This window comes from Mesorhizobium sp. M0001, assembly GCF_040324255.1.
Taxonomy (GTDB): Bacteria; Pseudomonadota; Alphaproteobacteria; order Rhizobiales; family Rhizobiaceae; genus Mesorhizobium.
The window spans coordinates 94,649-113,089 of sequence record NZ_JAMYVS010000010.1; the positions used below are offsets into that span (position 1 = coordinate 94,649).

Consider the following 18,441-nt stretch of genomic DNA (forward strand, 5'->3'; position numbering starts at 1 on the left):
CGTCAAGGGATGACCGAGGTTCTGGCGCGTGCCAGACGAGGATTGAATGCCAATGACGCACAAGACGATGGAGGATTTCGCCCGCTCCTGCGGCGTCTCCAGGCCGACGCTGTCGAAATATTTCGACGATCCGACCAGCGTCAAGCCGGCAACGCGCAAGCGCATCGAAGAGGCGTTGCGCTCATCCGACTACCAGCCCAATCTGTTTGCCCGCAACCTCAACCGCAAGCGCACCCGCGCCATCGGCATTGTCGTACCGACGGTCACCGACCCCTTCTATTCCGAAATGGTCAGCCGCATCGAACTTCGGCTGCGCGACGAGGGCTACTGGCCGATCGTCATCTCCTCGCATGGCTCGACCGAGCTCGAAATGGAGGCGACACGTACCATCCTGTCGCTGAAAGTTTCGGGCGCGCTGATCGCGCCGCTCGGCTTGCGCTCGGACCGGCGCACGCTGGAGAAGCTGACCCAGACAATGCCGGTCGTCTATTTCGATACCTATCTCGAAGGCGGCACGCCCTTTGTCGGCAACAACAATGCCCAGAGTGTCTCGACCATCGTCGACTATCTCTGCCGCTCCGGCGACGCCCCGATCTATTTCGACATCCCGCATGTCAATCACAATTCGCCGGAGCGCCTGAACAGTTACGTCGCCGCCATGCGTCAGCTTGGCCAGGAGCCGGTGGTTATCGGCAACACCCGAGACTACACATGGGATTTCGAGCGCATCGGCTACGAGCAGATGGAACAGATGCTCGGGGCCAGCGGCCTGCCGGGCAAGACCGGGGGTCTGCCCGGCAAGACCGGGGGTCTGCCCGGCAAGACCATACTGTGTGCGAATGACCGCCTGGCCTTCGGCGTGATGGCGGCAGCCTTCGCGAAAGGGCTGAAGATCGGCCGCAAGGCCGATTGCGACCTGCGTATCGCCGCCCATGACGACCATCCGCTGAGCCGCTACACCTGCCCCGCACTGACCACCATCGCGCAGGATTTTGCCGCCATGGCGGGGCGCAGCGTCGAGACTCTGCTCGCTTTGCTCAACGAGGATAGGGCAAACGTCGCGCCGAAGGTCAGCCTCGACGCCGCCCTGGTGATGCGTCAGTCCGCTTGAGCCTTTCCAAAGGCAGGATCGAAGCTTCGCCACGCGGCAATGGCGGCGGCAACCGCCTGTCTCGCTGCCGGGCCGTGACGGCCCATCGAGACGAAGCCGTGGATCTGACCGGGCCAGTGTTCCAGCACGACCGGCACGCCGGCCTGCTGCAGACGCCTGGCATAGGCCTCGCCTTCGTCGGCGAGGATGTCGCGACCGGCGATGGCGATGAAGGTGGGCGGCGCACCGGCGAGGCTTTCCGCCTTCAGCGGTGAGGTACGCCAGTCGCCGATGTCGGCGGCATTGCGGATATAATGGTCGCGGAACCAGGCCATGGTCGAGGCGGTCAGGCCAAAGCCTATGGCGAAGCGGCGATAGCTGTCCGTCGTCTGCCCGGCATCGGTGTTGGGATAAAACAGAAGCTGCGCTGCCGGCGGATTTTTGTCCCCCCGCGTGAGCAGGCCGAGCACCGTGGCGAGATTGCCGCCGGCGCTGTCGCCGGCAACCGCAATGCGGGCAGCGTCGATGCCGAGTTCGTCCGCCGCGCTTTGCATGAAGTTGAGCGTTGCGCGGCAATCCTCTATTGCCGCCGGGAATTTGTGTTCCGGCGCCAGCCGGTAGTCGACGGAAACGACGACAGCGACTGCCTCGTTGGCGAACCAGCGGCAGATCTCGTCATGCGAGTCGAGATTGCCGATTACCCAGCCGCCGCCATGGAGATAAAGCAGCGCCGGAGCGCCTGCCGAAGGCGCGCCCTGCCCGCGATAGATCCTGAGCCTCAGCGGACCGCCGGGTCCTGCAATGATGCGCTCGCTGATCGACGCGACCAGCTCGCGCTCGCCTTGCAGGGTCGGGAAGCCTTCATTGTAGGCGCGGCGCGCCTGCTCAGGCGTTCCCGTTTCGAACGGCGGCGCGCCGGCCTGGCTGCCGAGCTCGAGCACATGCTGGGCCTCCGGATCTAGGGGCGACGGGGACGGTGGCGATGGCGTCACGGGCGAACCTCCGTCAGGCAAGCAGGGTTGCGGCTTCGTCTTCGCCAAGCAGCGGCGGCTGGTCGACCGTGCCGTTGACGGCAACCGAGCCACGGCTTTCGCCCGAAGCCAGGATCGCCTCCATGATCTCAAGCACATGCAGCGCCAGCTCACCGGAGGCGCGCGGCTTTCTGCCCGCGGCCAGCGCGCGCGCCAGATCGGCGACGCCGAGCATGCGGTAATTGGCGCGGTCGGGCGCGGAATAGGGCCAGTTGCGGTCGCCATAGAGTTCGCTCTCGCTGGCGAAATCGGCCCAGTCGGCGCCACGCTCCGACAGCGAAACGGTGCCGCCGAACGTGTCGGGGTCGGGCAGCCTGAGCGAGCCTTCGGTGCCGTGCAGTTCGATCGGATGGTTGGAGTGTTTGAACACGTCCCAGGAGGCGCCGAAGGTGACGGTGGCGCCGGAACGGAATTCGAGCAGCGACACTATGTTGGTCGGCGTGCCGACCTTGAATGTCGTGTTCTTGAACGGCCCGTCGGCCGTGATCAGCCTCTCCTCCTGGCCGTGCGTCGCCATCGCCATGACGCGCTCGACCGGTCCGAGCAGGTTGACCAGCATGGTCAGGTAATAGGGACCCATGTCGAACACCGGACCGCCGCCGGGCTGATAATAGAATTGCGGATTGGGATGCCAGTGCTCCATGCCGCGTCCCATCATGAAGGCGGTGCCGGTCACCGGCTTGCCGATCGCGCCGTCATCCATCAGCCGGCGCGCGCGGCGGCCGGCTGCACCCAGGAATGTGTCCGGCGCCGAGCCGATCAGCAGGCCGCGCTTCGCGGCCTCGGCGACAAGCCGGCGGCCGTCGGCGGCAGAGGTTGCCAGCGGCTTTTCGGTGAAGACATGCTTGCCAGCCGAGAGCGCTGACAACGAAATGTCGAAATGCGCCGCGGGGATTGTCAGGTTCAGCACGAGGTCGATATCGGGGTCGGCCAGCAGCGCGTCAACGCCGAGGGCGCGGATGCCGTATTCCCTGGCGCGCAGCTCAGCCATGTCAGCGGAAATGTCGGCGCAGGCGCGTAGCTCGACACCACCGAAGAGCGCTGCATTGCGCAGATAGGTCATCGAGATGTTGCCGCAGCCGATGACACCGATGCCGAGCTTTGTCTCTGATTTTCCGTGCATTTCCAGCTTTCCTCCCAAGCCAAGGGCATGCTGCGCAACCGTTGCAGTTCCCACGACCCCCCGCAATCCGCTATACAGGACTTTAAATGTTGACGCGCGTAAAATTTTTATAGAGCATGTGAGAGTTCTGGCGCAGGATTGGGAGGTCGCCAGCGTGAGGAGGAGAACATGACCGGCATGAAAAACGGCCGACGGCCGCTGCGAAGCCCGTGGGTCATGCGCGCTTTCCGTCGCGCATCAGAGACCGGGATGGGTTCAGGCATAGATCACCTTGGCCCCGATCCTATCAAGCTCGCTGCGTATTGGACCGGGCAGGCCATCGTCGGTGATCACCACGTCGACGGCCGACAGCGAAAATGCCTTGGACGTCCCGCTGACGCCCCATTTGCTCGAATCGGCGAGCAAGACAACGCGCCGGGCCATGCGAACGAGGTTTCGCTTCGTCCGCGCCATGTCTTCGTTCACGTCGACCACATCCAGTGACGAGTCTATCGCATGCGCCCCAACAAAGACCTGGTGCGCTACCAGGCCGCCGAGAGCCGTATCGGCATCGGTGATCAGCGTGCTCACCGTGTCGGGATAGACCCGGCCGCCGATCATATGAACGTCGAGCCCGGGACGATGCATAAGATGCTGCACGATATTCATGGCCGTGGCCGCGACCACGACATTGCTGAGCGGCGGTAACTGCATGGCAAGCTGCATCAAGGTCGAGCCACCGTCGAAGATGACCGACTGGTTGTCCTCGAAAAGGTCGAGCGCCGCCCGGGCGATGCGCTTCTTTGCGTCGAGGTTCGTTTGCATCCGCCGGGCGAACGCGGCCGTCGTCGAATCGGTGGTCCGGGTCACCGCCCCTCCACGGGTCTTGGTCAGCAGTCCCTTGCGGTCCAGTATTTCGAGGTCGGAGCGCACCGTGACCTCCGACACGCCAAACCCGTCCGACAGGTCCTTGATGCGAACCTGTCCGCTGCGTTGCACCTCGCCCAGGATCGATTGGCGTCTCTGCTCCGACAACATTGCCCTGCCCTTGCCTTCCCGCGCCAGGCAATCGCCCTGGCCTTGGCTCACCTTACCGAAAATATGCAGATTCGAAAGCTTTCGAAAGATTGTTTTTCCTTTTTCTTTCGGAAACACTGGATCGAGCTTTTTTTAAATCAACCGATCAGGGAATTTTGGACTCATGAGCCTAGGAACCAAGGTGCGCCTCGCGCGCCTCTTCTCGCATCCATCGGGGAACCTTTTTGGCGGCGCGGTCGACCACTTCGTCGGCTATGGCGACGTGCGCAAAGGCGGCCTTGCCGACCTGCCGGGTGCGCTCGCACGCGTCATGGCGGGCAAACCCGACTACGTCAGCATCCAGCCTGGCACCGCGCGCCATCTGTGGCCGCAATATGCGGGCAAAGCTTCCCTGGTGATTCAGGCGGGCTGCTTCACTGCGGACGATCGTATCAGCGAGTTGATCGCAACGCCCGAGGACGCGGTACGCGCGGGGGCCGATGCGTTGGCCGTGGCCATTCCGGTGCGCGGCGCGACGGAGGGCAAATACATACGCTGGCTGACCGATTCGGTGAATGCGGCGGCCCGCTACGGCATGCCTGTGGTGGCGCATATCTACCCTCGCGATTTCACCGACGGGGCAAAGATCGTCTTCACCCCCGACGAGATCGCCTATGCGGCGCGCATCGGTTACGAGTCCGGCGTCGACGTGATCAAAATCGGCTACACCGGCGATTTCGAGTCGTTCCGGGAGACCGTCCGGACCTGCCCGGTGCCGGTTGTCATCGCGGGCGGTCCAAAGACCGATACGCTGCTCGGCGCGCTTCAGCAGACGGCGGACGCCATCCGTGCCGGCGCGCACGGCGCCGTGGTCGGCCGCAATCTCTGGGGGCACGGCGATCCGGAGAAGGCAGCGCTTGCCTTTCGCGGCGTCATCCATGACGGCCTTTCGGCGCAAGACGCCCTGGCGAAGGCGGGTGCCTGAACGATGCCCACCATCCCCTCGATCCTCGGCTTCGGCGCTATTGCGATCGACGACATAGTCTACGTCGATCAGCCATTGTCGGCGGGCAAGGGTAAGGTTCTGCAAAGTACCCGCGCCTTCGGGGGAAATGTCGCGACGGCGCTGGCCGCCGTCGCGCGGCTCGGCGGAACCGCCGGGTTCGTCGGATGGCTGGCCAGTGCCTCGGACAACGCGGTGCAGCTCGATCTCGTGGCGAGCGGTATTGAAACCGCATTCGCGCCGCGCCATCCCGACGCGCGCCCGGTGCACTCGCGGATCACCGTCGGCTCGGACGGGGAAAGGTTCATCGCGTATGACGACGATGCGATGCTGGGCACAGCTCCGGACGTTCCGGACGATATCCTCAGCCGCGCAACCGTCCTGATCGTCGATAGCTATGCGACCGGGTCGCTGGATGTCGTGGCTCGGGCTCGCGATCTCGGCCTTGCGATCCTCGGCGATATCGAATGGAGCAGCGGCCCCGCCACGGAGCGGCTGATCGCGCTCTGCGACCATCTCATTCTTCCACTTAGCTTTGCACGGACTGCCACGGGGCGCCGATCGCCTGCCGAGATGCTCGATGCCTTGTGGTTGCCATCGCGATCCGCCGTGGTTCTGACCGATGGAGGCAGGGGTGTGTACTATCGCGGCCGTGAAGAGACAGGTCTCTGGCACCTGCCCCCGCACCGGGTTGCGGTCGTCGACTCCACAGGCGCGGGTGACTGCTTTCATGGCGCCTATGCCCATGCGTTGACGCGCGGAGCCGACACCGCGGGCCGGATCGCATTCGCGGCCGCGGCGGCGGCCGTTTCGATAACGGGGCGTGGCGGGCGCGAGGCGCTTCCGACCGAGGACCAGGTCACGCAACTCCTGGCATCGGCGAACGCGCCGTCAGCAGTCGACCTGAAAAATGCGCATGTGGATGCTGGAGCATGACCTGAAACGATCCGACGAAACATTTCGCAGGCGAACACAAGCCCAGGAGAATCATAAAAATCAGGGCTTATACTTGTGGAGGGAGGAATATGGCAGAAGTCATCCTTGAGAAGATCTGCAAAACCTACGGGAACAGTTTTCGCGCAATCGACCAGTTGAACCTGTCGGTCAAGGACGGCGAGTTCTTGATCCTCGTCGGGCCTTCCGGCTGCGGCAAATCCACGGCGTTGCGAATGATCGCGGGGTTGGAAGACATCACCAGCGGCAGCCTTCGGATCGGCGGGGTCGACGTCGTCGACATGCCGCCCAAGGACCGCGACATCGCGATGGTGTTCCAGAGCTACGCGCTCTACCCGCATATGACGGTATCCGAAAACATCGCCTTTTCGATGCGGCTGGCAGGCAAGCCGAAGGCCGAGCGCAAGAAGCGCGTGGACGAGATCGCCAAAACTCTTCAGCTGACGTCTTTGCTGGACAGCAAACCCGCGAACCTGTCAGGCGGGCAGCGTCAACGGGTTGCCATGGGCCGCGCCATGGTGCGCGAGCCGGCCGCCTTTCTCATGGACGAGCCGCTTTCCAATCTGGATGCGAAACTGCGTGTGCAAATGCGCGCCGAAATCACCAGCCTGCAAAAGCAGCTCGGCGTCACGACCATTTACGTGACCCACGATCAGATCGAAGCGATGACGATGGGCGACAGAGTCGCGGTGTTGAAAGGCGGTGTGCTGCAGCAGGTCGACACACCCAAGAGGCTCTATGAATCGCCGGTTAACGCCTTCGTTGCCGGCTTCATCGGCTCTCCTTCGATGAACCTTTTCGAAGCGACCCTGAAGGGCGGCGAGCTCGCTTTTCGCGACTTCGCCGTCCGGCTGCAGGATGCAGCCTTCGTGCGCAGGCCGGCCTTGAGGTCGTATGCGGGGCGCAAGGTCATGTTCGGGATCAGACCGGAGGATCTTTATGACAGCAGCCTTGAATCCGGTCGCAAGTATCAGACGATACCGGCCAGGGTGACCTCGATCGAGGAACTCGGCTCCGAACAGATCGTCCACATGAACATCGACGCGGTCCGGGTGGACTCCGGCGATCCGGATGCGGTGGATGATTTCGGCCTGGCGTCGAACGCGGTGGCGAGGTTCGAGCCGATCAGCGCCGTCCGCTCCGGCTCGGAAATCCGGTTGGCCGTGGATGATGCCAAGTTCCATTTCTTCGATCCCGAAACGCATCTGGCGATCTGAAGATCTGCGGAAGACCGCGGGCGGGAGCGAGGTGCCTGCGGAAGATACAAGAAGGCTTCTGAATGAACAGACGATCGTCCGCATTGTGCGGCCGATCTTGAAGAAGGAGGAGAAAATGATGTTTCGGATACGACCCGAGATGCTGAAAATAGCCGCGGCCGCATGGTTGCTTGGTGCAACCGGCGCCATGGCGGACACGACGCTGGAATTCACCCAATGGTGGGAGCCCGAATTGCCGGCGGGATCGCTCAGGGCAATCATGAACGACTTCGAGGCTGCAAACCCCGGCATCAAGGTGACGCTGGTCAGCGGTCCCTATGCGACCACGCGAGACCAGATCTCGGTCGGCGCCGCAACCGGAACGCTCAGCGACGTCGTCGGTCTCGACGGCGCCTGGGTGAACAATCTGAACGCGCAGGGTGCGCTAGCCGACATGAACCCGATGATGGATGCGAGCGGGTTCGACAAGACCCAGGTCGCGGATATCATCAAGGTGGACGGCAAGGCGGTGATGTTTCCCGTGGCTTCGTTCGTCTATCCGGTCTTCGTCAATCTGGACCTCGCCGCCCAGGCAGGCGTCACCAAGCTGCCGTCGACCCGCGCGGAGTTTCTCGAAGCCGCCAAGAAGATGACCCATGCCGACAAGAACCAGTATGGCTGGGTGCTGCCGCTGTCGCTGCAAACGCCGTCCGGTGTCCAGAACGACCTGATGTCGTGGGTCTGGGCCTCGGGTCAATCGATGATGGTTGAAGGCAAGCCGGCTCTCGAGGGCAAGCCGGTCGTCGATATGCTCACCTTCGTCAAATCGCTGAACGACGCCGGCGTCATCTCGCCCGGCATTGCCACCAAGACCGAGCAGGAAAAGGTCGAGGAATTCGTCAACGATCGGGTCGGAATGATGATCGACTCGCTCGCGCATGTGAATCTCATCCGCAAACGCAATCCCAAGCTGAACTTCGACCTCATCCCGGTCCCAGTCGTGGCGGACTACAACGGCAAGCGCGGCCTTCCCTATGCCTCCTGGGGCATCGGCATCTCTGCCGCCTCGAAACATCAGGATGAAGCCTGGAAGCTCGTCCAATATCTGATGAGTGAAAAGGTGAATGCCAAGCTCGTGTCGCTTGCAAACGCCTTCCCGGGGAACGTCAACGCCAAGCCCGATTTCGTGACCTCGGACAAGGCTTTCGCCAAGGCTTTCGAAATCTTCAAGACCGGCTATCTCGCCAACGAGTTCACGGGCCTGCCGGTGGCTGAAGACCTGATGACCCAGTTCGACGTGGAGGCTCAGAAGATGCTTGCCGGCGAGCAGTCTCCGGAACAAGCCGCAACCAACGCTCAAAAGGGCTGGATGGCGAAATTCTGAGCGGCCCATTGCCCGTTTGCTATCTTCCACCGGGTGGCCCGGCCTCGGCCAGGCCACCCGTCAACAACGGATCGCAATTTGAGATGGACCTGTTTTTGAAGCGCACCTTCCTCCTGAAGGCACATCCCAGGGGTCGCACATGACCGGGCAGAAGCGCTCCCACCATCGACTGAAACGAGCGGTCGCACCCTATCTCTATCTGTCACCATCGCTCCTCATAATCGGCCTTCTGATGCTGCTGCCGATGGTGACGGTGATTGGCTATTCGTTCCAGAACAGCGCGGTGCTGCGTCGCGACCCGTCCTTTGCCGGACTGAAACACTACCAGGCGATCTTTGCCGATCCGGTGTTCTGGGCCTCGCTGTGGCACACGCTCTACTTCACCTGCATGAGTGTCGTCTTCCATATGACCATCGGCATGCTCTTCGCACTCATGCTGAACAGCGACCGCATCAATCCGACGCTGCGCAACATTCTGCGCGTGCTGTACATACTGCCCTGGCTGTTCACCGCGGTAATTATCGCGGTGATCTGGCGCCTTCTGCTTGAGCCGAATGGTGTCGTGAACAGTGTTCTCATGCAGATGGGCATCATCGGTTCCAAGGTCGAGTGGTTTTCCTCGCCCGCGACCGCGCTGCACGCCGTCACCTTCGCCAATATCTGGGCGGGCTACCCGCTTTTCATGGTCAGCCTGCTCGCAGGCTTGCAGGGCATTCCCAAGGATTTCTACGAGGCCGCCGATATCGACGGCGCGAAGGCCTACCAGAAGTTGATCTTCATCACCATTCCGCAGCTGATGCCGATCATCATCAGCATCTCGCTGCTCGACTTCATCTGGACCATGCAGGTCTTTCCATTGATCTGGATAACGACGGGTGGCGGTCCGATCTACTCGACCGAGGTCCTCAGCACCTACACATACAAGCTGGCGTTTTCGAGCTACAACCTGTCGCAGGCCTCGGCGAGCGCCGTGGTCATCCTGCTGATCTCTCTCGGCCTGACGCTGTTCTACATCCGCTATCAAAAGGCTCGGTAGTCACATGAGGAAAATGCACACGCCCAAAGACAGGCTGATCACCGCCGCGCTCCATGTCGCGCTTGCCGCAGGGCTCTTTTTCGCGGCCTTCCCGATCTACTGGATGCTGAGCAGCTCGTTCAAGTCGAATACCGAAATCTTCGCCCTGCCACCAACCGTCCTGCCGAAGGCCTTCACGCTGGAAGCGTATGCGGCCATCCTGGGCGACCCGGTAAAGCTGCGCTTCTTCTTCAACAGCTACTTCGTGGCCGGAGCGGTGACCGTGCTGACGGTGCTGATCGCCTTGCTGGCGGCCTATGGGTTCAGCCGTTTCAATTTCCGCGGCAAGGGCAGCCTCAACACTCTCATCATCAGCACGCAGACGATCCCGCCGATCACGCTTTTGATCCCCTTTTTCGGGCTTGTCGTCTCGTATGGCATCTTCGACACCTATGTCGCGCTGATCCTGACCTATCTGGTGTTTACGCTGCCCTATGCGATCCTGCTGATGACGGGATATCTGAACACCTTGCCCCGCGACCTCGATGAAGCGGTGGCTGTCGACGGCGGCACCAGTTGGACCGCGCTGTGGCGGGTGATCGTGCCGATTTCACTGCCCGGTATCGTGGCGACGTCGGTCTACACCTTCCTGTTGTGCTGGAACGAATTTCTCTTTGCGCTGACGCTGACGAAGTCAACGTCCATGCGCACCGTCCCGATCGGCATCCAGCTGTTGATGGGACAACACGCCTTCGAATGGAACCAGATGATGGCGATGAGCGTGCTCGGCTCGCTGCCGCTCCTGGTCATCTACCTCGTTGCCCAGAGGTTCTTCCTCGCCGGCATGACCGCAGGGTCGGTCAAATAGGATGTCCCTCCAACGGAGAGTGGAATCAAGAAACGAAAGGATGACCGTGAAAGACCTGAAAGTCGGTTGCCAGACCTTTACCTGGGAAATGCTCGGCGACCGTTTTGCCGGCAGCCCGGACGATCTGCTCAAGGCGATCGCCGATGGCGGCTATGCCGGCATCGAGATCACCGACACGATGATCGGCCGCTATGCCGGCAAGCCAACGGAGTTCGCCGCCGCGCTGAAGTCATCCGGGCTGACGCTCGTCTCCTTCGCCTTCGGCTCCAAGAGCGGTTTCACGCTCAGGGATGAGATCGGCGCCGATCTGGAGACCGCCAAACGCTGGATCGACTTCGCCGCCGCCTTTCCCGGCGCGCTGGTGTCGATGGGCTCGGCCACGATCGTTTCCGACGGGCCGCGCGACGACAAGTTTGCCATCGCCGCCGAGGTCTACAACAAAGCCGGCGAGCTCGGGCGCGAGGCCGGCGTCCAGGTCGCGGTGCATCCAAGCTCGCATCACAACACGCTGCTGTTCGACCGCGCCGACTATGATCGCATCTTCGGGCTGGTCGACGCCTCGCTGGTCGGCTGGGTGCCGGACACCGGCCACATCTTGCGCGGCGGCCAGGACATGGCGGATACGCTCACCACTTATCGCGACCGCATCCGCTATGTGCATCTGAAGGATGTCGACGCGAATGGAACCTGGGCGATGCTCGGCAAGGGCGTCTGTGACACGGCGAAGGTGATCGAGATCGCTGGTGCTGCACCCAATTTCAACGGCTGGCTGGTGCTGGAGGAAGAGTCCGAAACGGCCGCCGCCGACCCTGCCGGCGCCGTCAAAACCAACCGCCAGACAATGCGCGGCTACGGAGCCTGAGACGATGACGACGAACAAGCCCCTGTCCGGCCCCGCCGCAATTGCCGCCCTGCCGCGCAACCGGCTTATCGGCGAGTTTTCGCTGTGGTCGGCCGACCTCGCCAATATGGAGCGCGATTTGAAGCGCATCGAGACCCATGCCGATGTCCATCATATCGACGTCGCCGATGCCCGCTTCACCCCTGGCTTCCTGTTCTTCCCGGACCTGGTGGCGCACATCGCCAAGCTCACCGCAAAGCCTATCCATGTCCATTTGATGGTCGAAGCCGAGATCGTCGAGGAACAGACGCGCCAGTTCATCGAGGCCGGCGCCGACCTGATCAGTGTGCACGCCGAAAACGGCGAGACCGGTCTGCGCGCCGTGAAACTGGCGCGTGAACTCGGGGCCGAGGCCGGCGTGGTGCTGCGGCTGGAAACACCGGTCGCGGCCGTCACGCCCTTCCTGCCGGAAGTGGCGTTCGTGACGCTGCTCGGCACTTCCATCGGCGTCAAGGGCCAGAGCCTGTCCGATCAAGCGTGTCCGCGCCTGATCGAGGCGCGCGCGCTGATGCGCAAAGCCGGCCGCGAGGCCGACATCGTGCTCGCCGCCGATGGCGGCATCCGCCATGAGACAGTGCCTTTGCTGCGCGCCGCAGGTGCGCAGACCGTGGTGCTGGGCTCGCTGGCCTTCGGCGATCCCGACCTTGCCCGGCGCATGGCCTGGCTGCACGGACTGGAGGTCGCCGCCTGATGAACAAGATTGCGCTCGCCTTCGATCTCGGCGGCACGGCGCTGCGCGGTGCGCTGGTCGAAAGCGATGGCAATATCGTCGCCCATGCTTCAGCGCCGACGCTTGCCGGTGCGGGATCGGAGGCGGTGATCGGCCAGATCGTCGCTCTGGCAGGCACGCTGCTTAGGGAACACCCGCAGGCAAAGGTCGCCGGCATCGGCGTCGGAGCACCGGGACCGCTCGACCCCAAGGCGGGGATCGTGATTGCGCCGCCGACGCTGGCCGGCTGGCACGACGTGCCGCTGATCGACATTCTGGGGCAGCATTTCGGCTTGCCGGTGCGGCTGGAGAATGACGCCAATGCGGCGGCGCTCGGCGAATGGCGTTTTGGCGCCGGACGTGGCAGCGGATCGCTGGTGTTCGTGACCGTATCGACCGGCATTGGCGGCGGCGTCGTCGCCGATGGCCACATCTATCACGGCAGGCGCGGACTGGCGGCCGAGATCGGCCACATGACCATCACCGGTGAAGGCGACCGCTGCTTTTGCGGCGCCATCGGCTGCTTCGAGGCCGTTGCCTCCGGAACCGCGCTCGGCCGCCGCGCCACGCGACTGGCCGCGCCGGGCGACGGCTCGCTCTTACGACGGCTGTCAAATGACGGCGACGTCTCGGCCAGGCATGTCGTAGAGGCTGCCAAGGCCGGCGACGCCAACGCTCTCGACCTGATCGAGGCGGAAGCACAATGGCTGGGCATCGGCTTCACCAACCTGCTTCATCTCTATTCGCCCGATCTGATTGTCATGGGAGGCGGCCTTTCCAACGGGTTCGACCTTCTGGCACCGTCGATCAGAGCGGTCATCCAGCAGCGGGCGATGCCGGCCTATCGCGACGTGCCGATCGTGCAGGCTGAACTCGGCGACCGGGCCGGGCTGATCGGCGCCGCCAGCCTGATCCTGTGGGAAGGCGAACCGGGTGCGCCGCTGGCGATGGCGCAGGACGACAAGGACAGAGGCGCGACAGCCGATGCCACGGAGGCACGCCATGGCTGAACTCGAGCTGCGCGGCGCGCGCGAAGATGGTGAATGGTCCAGTTTGAATGCAGCGCCAAGGTCCCCGAAGAGGACCCCTACCCTTCGCGATTCCAGCTGGCGTATTTTCGGATCGTTTGCCGCTTGTCTTCCGACAAGCCAACAAGGAGATTCTCCTCGAGATAGCCTTGCCGGATGAGATTGGCGAAGACCTGTATTAGCTGTGAATAGCGATAGTCGAACATCTGGTTGATCTTCCGTCGCTGCTGCCGCAGAAAGTCTTCGACATCCCATATTTCGGAAGGCGTTGCCGCAACGTGGGCCCTGCTCTTGAGTTCAGCCAACGTCTTGTCGAGCGCCACCTTCAGCGCTGCGTCATAGGCAGTGCGGGCGACTTTCTTTTCGGACGGAGACCATTTCTCACCAGCGGTCATCGACTGTCTCTATCGTGTTCGCGGCGGCCGTCATCCGGTAACCCTGGGACGCAGGACCCCGCCTTTGGGACCAATCTACTTTCCGCAATGGTGATCGTTGACCTTGTTCAGCGCATTCGCGTCCGGCCCGACCCGGTCGTAAGAGCACGGGCCGGCCGCCGTGGTGATCAGCATTTTGTCATAGTAGCGCGGGCCGCCGAACAGGGCGTAGATGAGGTCGCGATGGGCGGGGACGTAGCGTTCGGGTTCTGGCTGACGATGGCGATGCTTGTCTTTGGCGACAGCCGCTGTGGACAGGCTGCAGCCGACAGCGAGAGCGAGCATGCAGGTCGCAAAGATCTTGGTGGTCATCGGCAGTACCCCTTCTGACGGTTCGGAATCGCAGCATATCCAAAAGCGCCTGCCGAACAAAGGTTCCCTCGCCGGCATTGCCGGCCGGTGCCGAAATCAGCCCGCACTGCGCGCGCGCCGCCGTTCGGCTGCAACCAGGAGGTCGACGAAAGCGCGCACCTTGGCCGGCCTGAAGCGCGCCGGCGGGAAGACGGCATGGATGCCACCGGACGGCAAGGTCCAGTCCGCGAACACCCGCACCAGCCGGCCGCGCGCAATGTCGTCGGCGACACTGTAATCCGGAAAGATGCCGAGGCCGATGCCGGCCAGCACGCAGGACAGCACGCCTGGTGTCTTGTCGCAGCTGACGACGGGGTTGAGTTCGGCCAGCACCGTTTCCGTGCCCCTCGAGAACAGCCATTGGCCGACCCCGCGCAACTGGGCGTTGCCGACCCAGGGCAGCGACTTCGCCTGCCTGGGGCTGGCTTCCCCAGGCAGCCTGGCGGCCAGTTCCGGGCTGGCGACGACGAATTGCTGCAGGCTGCCCAGCCGCCGCGCCAGATTGCTGGAATCGGCAAGCCAGCCGACGCGGATGCCAAGATCGATCTGCTCGTCGACCAGGTTGCTGACCGCATCGTCGAAGATCGTCTCGACCCGCATTTTCGGGTATTTTCTGATGTAGGCGGCGATGGTCGGCGCCACGACCTTCTCGCCATAATCGAGCGGCGCCGTCAGCCGCAGCGTCCCCGTCGGCTGCGCCGCTCGCTGCGAAATGTCGCCATAGGCTGCCTCCGCCTCGCGCAGGATGATCGCGGTCCGGTCATAGAACAGACGACCCTCTTCGGTCGCCGTCACGCGCCGGGTCGTGCGCCGCAACAGCGTAGCGCCAAGCTCTTCTTCGAGCTTGCCGACCTGATGGCTGACCACAGCCTTGGCAACATCGAGACGGTCGGCAGCGGCCGTGAACGAGCCGGTCTCCACCACGGTGGCGAAGTAGACGAGCCGGTTGAGATTGAGGAGTTCGGTCACAGGCCGCTCATTGTCTGATTTTATCAGACAGTTTGTATGATTGATCGCTATTTTTCGCAAGCGGTCCAGCTGTCATCTATCGGGCAACAGAATGAGGCCGCCATGACCAATGCAACCCTAACCTATCTTTTCGACCCGCTCTGCGGTTGGTGCTATGGCGCCACGCCGATGCTGGATCGACTGGCCGCCGGCGGGGCCGCACTCGATCTGTTGCCGGTGGGGCTTTTCTCCGGTGCGGGCGCGCGGCCGCTGGATGCAGGTTTTGCCGCCCATGCCTGGGACAATGACCAGCGCATCGCGCGGCTGAGCGGACAGCGCTTCAGTCAGGCCTATCTCGACAATGTGCTCAATGTCAGCGGCACCTTGCTCGATTCTTCCGCTGCCACCATGGGCATCAACGCCGCCGGACTGGACGACTGGCGCCAGCGATTTGCGGCACTGAAGGCGATCCAGCATGCCCGCTACGTCGACGGCCGCGATATTGTGACGGTTGACGGCGTCGCCGCGGTACTGGCCGACGCCGGCATGAGCGACGCGGCAAAGCTTTTGAAAGCGCCGACGCAGGCGTTTCTGGCGAAGCATGACGACCTGGTCAGCCGCGGGCGGGCATTGTTCCAGCGGCTGCATGCCAATGGCGTTCCCGCGCTCGCGGTGATCGGCCAAACGGCGCCGCGCCTGATCGGCGCCAACGCGCTGTTCGGCAGCTACGACAATCTCGTCGCTCACATCGAGGCGGCGTAGTCCCAGAAAATCTCCCCAGACGAAATTCTCCCCAGACGAAAGGAAAATCCCCATGAAAATCGCACTTATCGGCGCGTCCGGCCAGGTCGGCTCGCGCCTGCTCAAGGAACTCTCCGATCGCGGTCACAGCATCACCGCCATTGCCCGGCATCCAGACAAGATCGCGGCACTTCCGGGCGTGATTGCCAAGAAGGGCGACGTCTTCGACAAGGATGGCCTTGCCGCCCTGATCAAGGGTCATGACGCGGTGATCTCCTCGGTGCATTTCCTCGACAGCGATCCCGATACGCTCATCGCAGCCGTGCGTGCTTCCGGCGTCAAACGCTACCTCGTCGTCGGCGGCGCCGGCAGCCTTGAGGTTGCGCCCGGCAAGCGCCTGGTCGACACGCCGACCTTCCCTGATATCTACAAGGCCGAGGCGCAGAAGGGCGCCGACTTCCTCGACACGCTGCGGACGGTCGACGATCTCGACTGGACCTTGCTGTCGCCTTCGGCGCTGTTCGTCGCCGGCGAGCGCACCGGCAAATACCGCATCGGCAAGGACACGCTGCTGACGTCAGACAAAGGCAGCAGCATTTCCTTCGAGGACTATGCCATCGTCATGGCCGACGAGATCGAAAAGCCGGCGCATATCAAGCAGCGCTTTACCGTCGGCTACTGAGCGCACTTCATTGACAGGCGGGCCACTCGACGGAGTGGCCGGCGCCGGTTCCTATCGACGATAGTGCCATCGGAGCCTCCGATGGCACTATCGCTTTCTTCCGTTTCCACTCCTGCCGCCGGTCTGCGAACTCTCGCCCGGAGCGGTTCAGGACAGGAACGGAAACATGGCAGACATCGCAAAATCGAAAATCATTATCGTTGGCGGCAGCTCCGGAATGGGGCTGGCGTTGGCAAGGCGGTGCCTGGTCTCAGGCGCCGAAGTCATCATCGTCGGCCGCAGTGAAGCCAGGCTCAAGCGTGCCGGCGAGGCGCTGCAGAACCCTTCCGCTTTGAGCGCCGTCGCGGCCGATATCGCCAGGGAGGATCAGGTCGCTGACCTGTTCAAGCGAATTGGCCGGCTCGACCATATCGTCAGCACCGCCGCCGACATCGAAGGCGCCTATGAGCTATTGCCTTCAGTCGACCTGAAGGCGGCGCAGCGGGTCGTCGAAAGCAAATTCTACGGGCCGCTGCTGCTCGCCAAGCATGGCGCGCCGCAGCTTTCGGCCAACGGCTCCATCACCTTCACCTCAGGCATTGCCGCCTACCGGCCGGCGGCGCGCGGCTCGGTCGTTGCCGCCGTCAACGCTGCGCTGGAAGGGTTGGTGCGGGCGCTGGCGGTCGAGCTGGCGCCGGTCCGTGTCAACGCCGTCTCGCCGGGCTGGGTCGACACGCCGATCTGGAGTTTTGTGGCCGGCGACAAGAAGCACGAGACGCTCGATGCAATGGCCAGGCGCCTGCCGGTCGGCCGCGTCGGACAGCCGGACGACATTGCCGATGCCATCGCCTTTCTGATGGGCAACGGTTTTACGACAGGGACGGTTCTGCATGTCGAGGGCGGTCACCGGCTGATCTGAGCGCAGCGAAATTCCTGGCCGCGGCCGCCAGCAGCAGTTTCAGCGCCGACGGCTGGACGCGCCGGCGGCGCCAGATCATGACCAGCGACGCCGTGCGGGCCGGACCCGGCCATGGCAATTCGACGATCTCGCCGCGATCGAGCGCGTCGGCAACGGCCAGCCGCGGCACCAGGCTCACGCCGACACCAGTCGCCACCAGGCCCCCAATGGCGCCGATGCTGCCGACTTCGGCGGCAAGTTCTGGCGCTGCAATCTCGGCAAAGGCAGTGTCGAACAGATGCCGGTAGACGCATCCGGTTTCCGTCACCACGAAACTCATCGCGGCGAGCGCGGTTAGGTCGTTCTGTCGCGATGCGGCCGCATGCTCAGCTGATGCGACAAGGACCAGCGGCTCGGCCGATATCGTGCGCCGGGCCAGACGTTCGTCCAGACCGCCCTTGTCGAAACAGAAGGCGACGTCGATCTCGCTCTCTTCGAGCTGCCGCAGCAGGGCATCGCTGCCGGCGATTTTCAGCCGCAGACCGATCTCCGGGTGGTCGCCTCGAAAGGCCGCCAGCCATTGCGGAAGTCTGACGGTCGCAATCGTCTCCAGCGCGCCGACCGTAACCGTTCCGGCGGTCATTCCCGTCGTTGACTCGACGGCAATACGCGCCTCCTCCGCCAGTTGCAGAATCTCTTCCGCATAGGGTTTCAGCGCGTCGCCGGCCGTTGTCAGGTCGAGGCCGTGGCGCGAGCGGATGAAGAGGACGACACCAAGTTCGCTTTCCAGCGACTGGATCTGGTCGCTGACGCTCGACTGCGCCAGATGAACCTCCCGCGCTGCGCGGGTGATGTTGCGGTGCCGCGCCACGGCGAGGAAGGTCTTGAGCAATCGTGGGTGCATGCCGTTTCCGGATCTGTCTCTGTTCGACATTTCGGGCTTGGCTGGTCCATTTGCAACCCTGTTCCATTTGCAACCCCGGTCCATTTGCAACCCCGGTCCATTTGCAACCCATTGACGCCGGCGTCATCTGGTTGCGGCAGACCGAAGGGCCAGAATTTCGCGGCAATGACCCGCAAGTTTTCCCACGGCCGGCGCGGTGGCCCAAG

General features: G+C 63.2%; 20 protein-coding genes. 13 read left to right on the forward strand and 7 right to left on the reverse strand.

Going from position 1 to position 18,441, the window contains the following annotated elements; translation table 11 throughout:
* Window positions 1-46: 46 nt before the first annotated feature.
* Entirely contained in the window at window positions 47-1,111 is a 1,065-nt protein-coding gene (locus tag NKK50_RS24175) for a LacI family DNA-binding transcriptional regulator (protein ID WP_031251301.1), read from the forward strand.
* Here the strand turns inward: NKK50_RS24175 and NKK50_RS24180 are convergent.
* The 3 genes from NKK50_RS24180 to NKK50_RS24190 all read right to left on the reverse strand — a co-directional run bounded on the left by NKK50_RS24180 (window position 1,099) and on the right by NKK50_RS24190 (window position 4,261).
* On the reverse strand, window positions 1,099-2,031 hold the full coding sequence (locus NKK50_RS24180) for an alpha/beta hydrolase (RefSeq protein WP_352543953.1): 933 nt from the start codon (window positions 2,029-2,031) through the stop codon (window positions 1,099-1,101). The genes NKK50_RS24175 and NKK50_RS24180 overlap by 13 nt on opposite strands.
* A 64-nt stretch (window positions 2,032-2,095) precedes the next feature.
* Window positions 2,096-3,244, reverse strand: coding sequence for a Gfo/Idh/MocA family protein (locus tag NKK50_RS24185; protein WP_352521208.1), 1,149 nt, complete (start codon window positions 3,242-3,244; stop codon window positions 2,096-2,098).
* Between the two features lie 255 nt (window positions 3,245-3,499).
* Window positions 3,500-4,261 carry a DeoR/GlpR family DNA-binding transcription regulator gene (locus tag NKK50_RS24190; protein ID WP_023692210.1) on the reverse strand — a complete coding sequence of 254 codons (762 nt, stop codon included), beginning with the start codon at window positions 4,259-4,261 and terminating at the stop codon, window positions 3,500-3,502.
* Window positions 4,262-4,424: 163 nt separating this feature from the next.
* Between NKK50_RS24190 and NKK50_RS24195 the strand changes: the two genes are divergently transcribed.
* The 9 genes from NKK50_RS24195 (at window position 4,425) to NKK50_RS24235 (ending at window position 13,280) form a co-directional block, all read left to right on the forward strand.
* Window positions 4,425-5,225 (forward strand): beta/alpha barrel domain-containing protein, encoded by an 801-nt coding sequence (locus NKK50_RS24195; RefSeq protein ID WP_023682642.1) that lies wholly within the window; start codon window positions 4,425-4,427, stop codon window positions 5,223-5,225.
* A gap of 3 nt (window positions 5,226-5,228) precedes the next feature.
* Window positions 5,229-6,179 carry a PfkB family carbohydrate kinase gene (locus NKK50_RS24200; RefSeq protein ID WP_352543954.1) on the forward strand — a complete coding sequence of 317 codons (951 nt, stop codon included), beginning with the start codon at window positions 5,229-5,231 and terminating at the stop codon, window positions 6,177-6,179.
* A gap of 89 nt (window positions 6,180-6,268) precedes the next feature.
* On the forward strand, window positions 6,269-7,414 hold the full coding sequence (locus tag NKK50_RS24205) for an ABC transporter ATP-binding protein (protein ID WP_352543955.1): 1,146 nt from the start codon (window positions 6,269-6,271) through the stop codon (window positions 7,412-7,414).
* A 115-nt stretch (window positions 7,415-7,529) separates the two neighbouring features.
* Window positions 7,530-8,777 (forward strand): ABC transporter substrate-binding protein, encoded by a 1,248-nt coding sequence (locus tag NKK50_RS24210; protein WP_023709986.1) that lies wholly within the window; start codon window positions 7,530-7,532, stop codon window positions 8,775-8,777.
* Window positions 8,778-8,916: 139 nt separating this feature from the next.
* A complete protein-coding gene (locus NKK50_RS24215; protein ID WP_023682645.1) occupies window positions 8,917-9,813 on the forward strand; it encodes a carbohydrate ABC transporter permease in 897 nt (298 codons plus the stop codon).
* Window positions 9,814-9,817: 4 nt separating this feature from the next.
* On the forward strand, window positions 9,818-10,660 hold the full coding sequence (locus NKK50_RS24220; RefSeq protein ID WP_023686993.1) for a carbohydrate ABC transporter permease: 843 nt from the start codon (window positions 9,818-9,820) through the stop codon (window positions 10,658-10,660).
* 40 nt (window positions 10,661-10,700) lie between these two features.
* The gene (locus NKK50_RS24225; RefSeq protein ID WP_027050140.1) at window positions 10,701-11,522 is read left to right on the forward strand and encodes a sugar phosphate isomerase/epimerase family protein; all 822 of its coding nucleotides are present in this window, start codon (window positions 10,701-10,703) and stop codon (window positions 11,520-11,522) included.
* Window positions 11,523-11,526: 4 nt separating this feature from the next.
* Window positions 11,527-12,252, forward strand: coding sequence for a ribulose-phosphate 3-epimerase (locus NKK50_RS24230; RefSeq protein ID WP_027050141.1), 726 nt, complete (start codon window positions 11,527-11,529; stop codon window positions 12,250-12,252).
* Entirely contained in the window at window positions 12,252-13,280 is a 1,029-nt protein-coding gene (locus NKK50_RS24235; RefSeq protein WP_352543956.1) for an ROK family protein, read from the forward strand. The genes NKK50_RS24230 and NKK50_RS24235 overlap by 1 nt, the downstream gene beginning before the upstream one ends.
* A gap of 77 nt (window positions 13,281-13,357) precedes the next feature.
* Here the strand turns inward: NKK50_RS24235 and frp are convergent, their stop codons facing one another.
* The 3 genes from frp to NKK50_RS24250 form a co-directional block, all read right to left on the reverse strand.
* The gene (frp, locus tag NKK50_RS24240) at window positions 13,358-13,693 is read right to left on the reverse strand and encodes a fluorescence recovery protein (RefSeq protein ID WP_023692218.1); all 336 of its coding nucleotides are present in this window, start codon (window positions 13,691-13,693) and stop codon (window positions 13,358-13,360) included.
* A 75-nt stretch (window positions 13,694-13,768) separates the two neighbouring features.
* A complete protein-coding gene (locus tag NKK50_RS24245) occupies window positions 13,769-14,044 on the reverse strand; it encodes a hypothetical protein (protein WP_023729215.1) in 276 nt (91 codons plus the stop codon).
* Window positions 14,045-14,140: 96 nt separating this feature from the next.
* Entirely contained in the window at window positions 14,141-15,052 is a 912-nt protein-coding gene (locus NKK50_RS24250) for a LysR substrate-binding domain-containing protein (RefSeq protein ID WP_023699792.1), read from the reverse strand.
* A gap of 102 nt (window positions 15,053-15,154) precedes the next feature.
* Here NKK50_RS24250 and NKK50_RS24255 point away from each other — a divergent pair, with 102 nt between their 5' ends.
* The 3 genes from NKK50_RS24255 to NKK50_RS24265 all read left to right on the forward strand — a co-directional run bounded on the left by NKK50_RS24255 (window position 15,155) and on the right by NKK50_RS24265 (window position 17,352).
* Window positions 15,155-15,793: a DsbA family protein gene (locus NKK50_RS24255; protein WP_023823542.1), complete on the forward strand. Its 639-nt coding sequence runs from the start codon at window positions 15,155-15,157 to the stop codon at window positions 15,791-15,793.
* 52 nt (window positions 15,794-15,845) lie between these two features.
* Entirely contained in the window at window positions 15,846-16,454 is a 609-nt protein-coding gene (locus NKK50_RS24260; protein WP_023738386.1) for an NAD(P)-dependent oxidoreductase, read from the forward strand.
* A gap of 166 nt (window positions 16,455-16,620) precedes the next feature.
* Window positions 16,621-17,352 (forward strand): SDR family oxidoreductase, encoded by a 732-nt coding sequence (locus NKK50_RS24265; RefSeq protein WP_023709993.1) that lies wholly within the window; start codon window positions 16,621-16,623, stop codon window positions 17,350-17,352.
* Here the strand turns inward: NKK50_RS24265 and NKK50_RS24270 are convergent.
* Window positions 17,303-18,235 (reverse strand): LysR family transcriptional regulator, encoded by a 933-nt coding sequence (locus NKK50_RS24270; protein ID WP_352543957.1) that lies wholly within the window; start codon window positions 18,233-18,235, stop codon window positions 17,303-17,305. The two genes, NKK50_RS24265 and NKK50_RS24270, sit on opposite strands and share 50 nt — an antisense overlap.
* Window positions 18,236-18,441 lie beyond the last annotated feature (206 nt).

What these genes read in the sequence shown, in the direction of transcription:
- NKK50_RS24175 (WP_031251301.1), top strand. Translation starts at nt 47, where the DNA reads ATGCCAATGACGCACAAGACGATGGAGGATTTCGCCCGCTCCTGCGGC.
- NKK50_RS24185 (WP_352521208.1), bottom strand. Translation starts at nt 3,244, where the DNA reads ATGCACGGAAAATCAGAGACAAAGCTCGGCATCGGTGTCATCGGCTGC.
- NKK50_RS24190 (WP_023692210.1), bottom strand. Translation starts at nt 4,261, where the DNA reads ATGTTGTCGGAGCAGAGACGCCAATCGATCCTGGGCGAGGTGCAACGC.
- NKK50_RS24195 (WP_023682642.1), top strand. Translation starts at nt 4,425, where the DNA reads ATGAGCCTAGGAACCAAGGTGCGCCTCGCGCGCCTCTTCTCGCATCCA.
- NKK50_RS24200 (WP_352543954.1), top strand. Translation starts at nt 5,229, where the DNA reads ATGCCCACCATCCCCTCGATCCTCGGCTTCGGCGCTATTGCGATCGAC.
- NKK50_RS24205 (WP_352543955.1), top strand. Translation starts at nt 6,269, where the DNA reads ATGGCAGAAGTCATCCTTGAGAAGATCTGCAAAACCTACGGGAACAGT.
- NKK50_RS24210 (WP_023709986.1), top strand. Translation starts at nt 7,530, where the DNA reads ATGATGTTTCGGATACGACCCGAGATGCTGAAAATAGCCGCGGCCGCA.
- NKK50_RS24215 (WP_023682645.1), top strand. Translation starts at nt 8,917, where the DNA reads ATGACCGGGCAGAAGCGCTCCCACCATCGACTGAAACGAGCGGTCGCA.
- NKK50_RS24220 (WP_023686993.1), top strand. Translation starts at nt 9,818, where the DNA reads ATGAGGAAAATGCACACGCCCAAAGACAGGCTGATCACCGCCGCGCTC.
- NKK50_RS24225 (WP_027050140.1), top strand. Translation starts at nt 10,701, where the DNA reads ATGACCGTGAAAGACCTGAAAGTCGGTTGCCAGACCTTTACCTGGGAA.
- NKK50_RS24230 (WP_027050141.1), top strand. Translation starts at nt 11,527, where the DNA reads ATGACGACGAACAAGCCCCTGTCCGGCCCCGCCGCAATTGCCGCCCTG.
- NKK50_RS24235 (WP_352543956.1), top strand. Translation starts at nt 12,252, where the DNA reads ATGAACAAGATTGCGCTCGCCTTCGATCTCGGCGGCACGGCGCTGCGC.
- frp (WP_023692218.1), bottom strand. Translation starts at nt 13,693, where the DNA reads ATGACCGCTGGTGAGAAATGGTCTCCGTCCGAAAAGAAAGTCGCCCGC.
- NKK50_RS24245 (WP_023729215.1), bottom strand. Translation starts at nt 14,044, where the DNA reads ATGACCACCAAGATCTTTGCGACCTGCATGCTCGCTCTCGCTGTCGGC.
- NKK50_RS24255 (WP_023823542.1), top strand. Translation starts at nt 15,155, where the DNA reads ATGACCAATGCAACCCTAACCTATCTTTTCGACCCGCTCTGCGGTTGG.
- NKK50_RS24260 (WP_023738386.1), top strand. Translation starts at nt 15,846, where the DNA reads ATGAAAATCGCACTTATCGGCGCGTCCGGCCAGGTCGGCTCGCGCCTG.
- NKK50_RS24265 (WP_023709993.1), top strand. Translation starts at nt 16,621, where the DNA reads ATGGCAGACATCGCAAAATCGAAAATCATTATCGTTGGCGGCAGCTCC.
- NKK50_RS24270 (WP_352543957.1), bottom strand. Translation starts at nt 18,235, where the DNA reads ATGCACCCACGATTGCTCAAGACCTTCCTCGCCGTGGCGCGGCACCGC.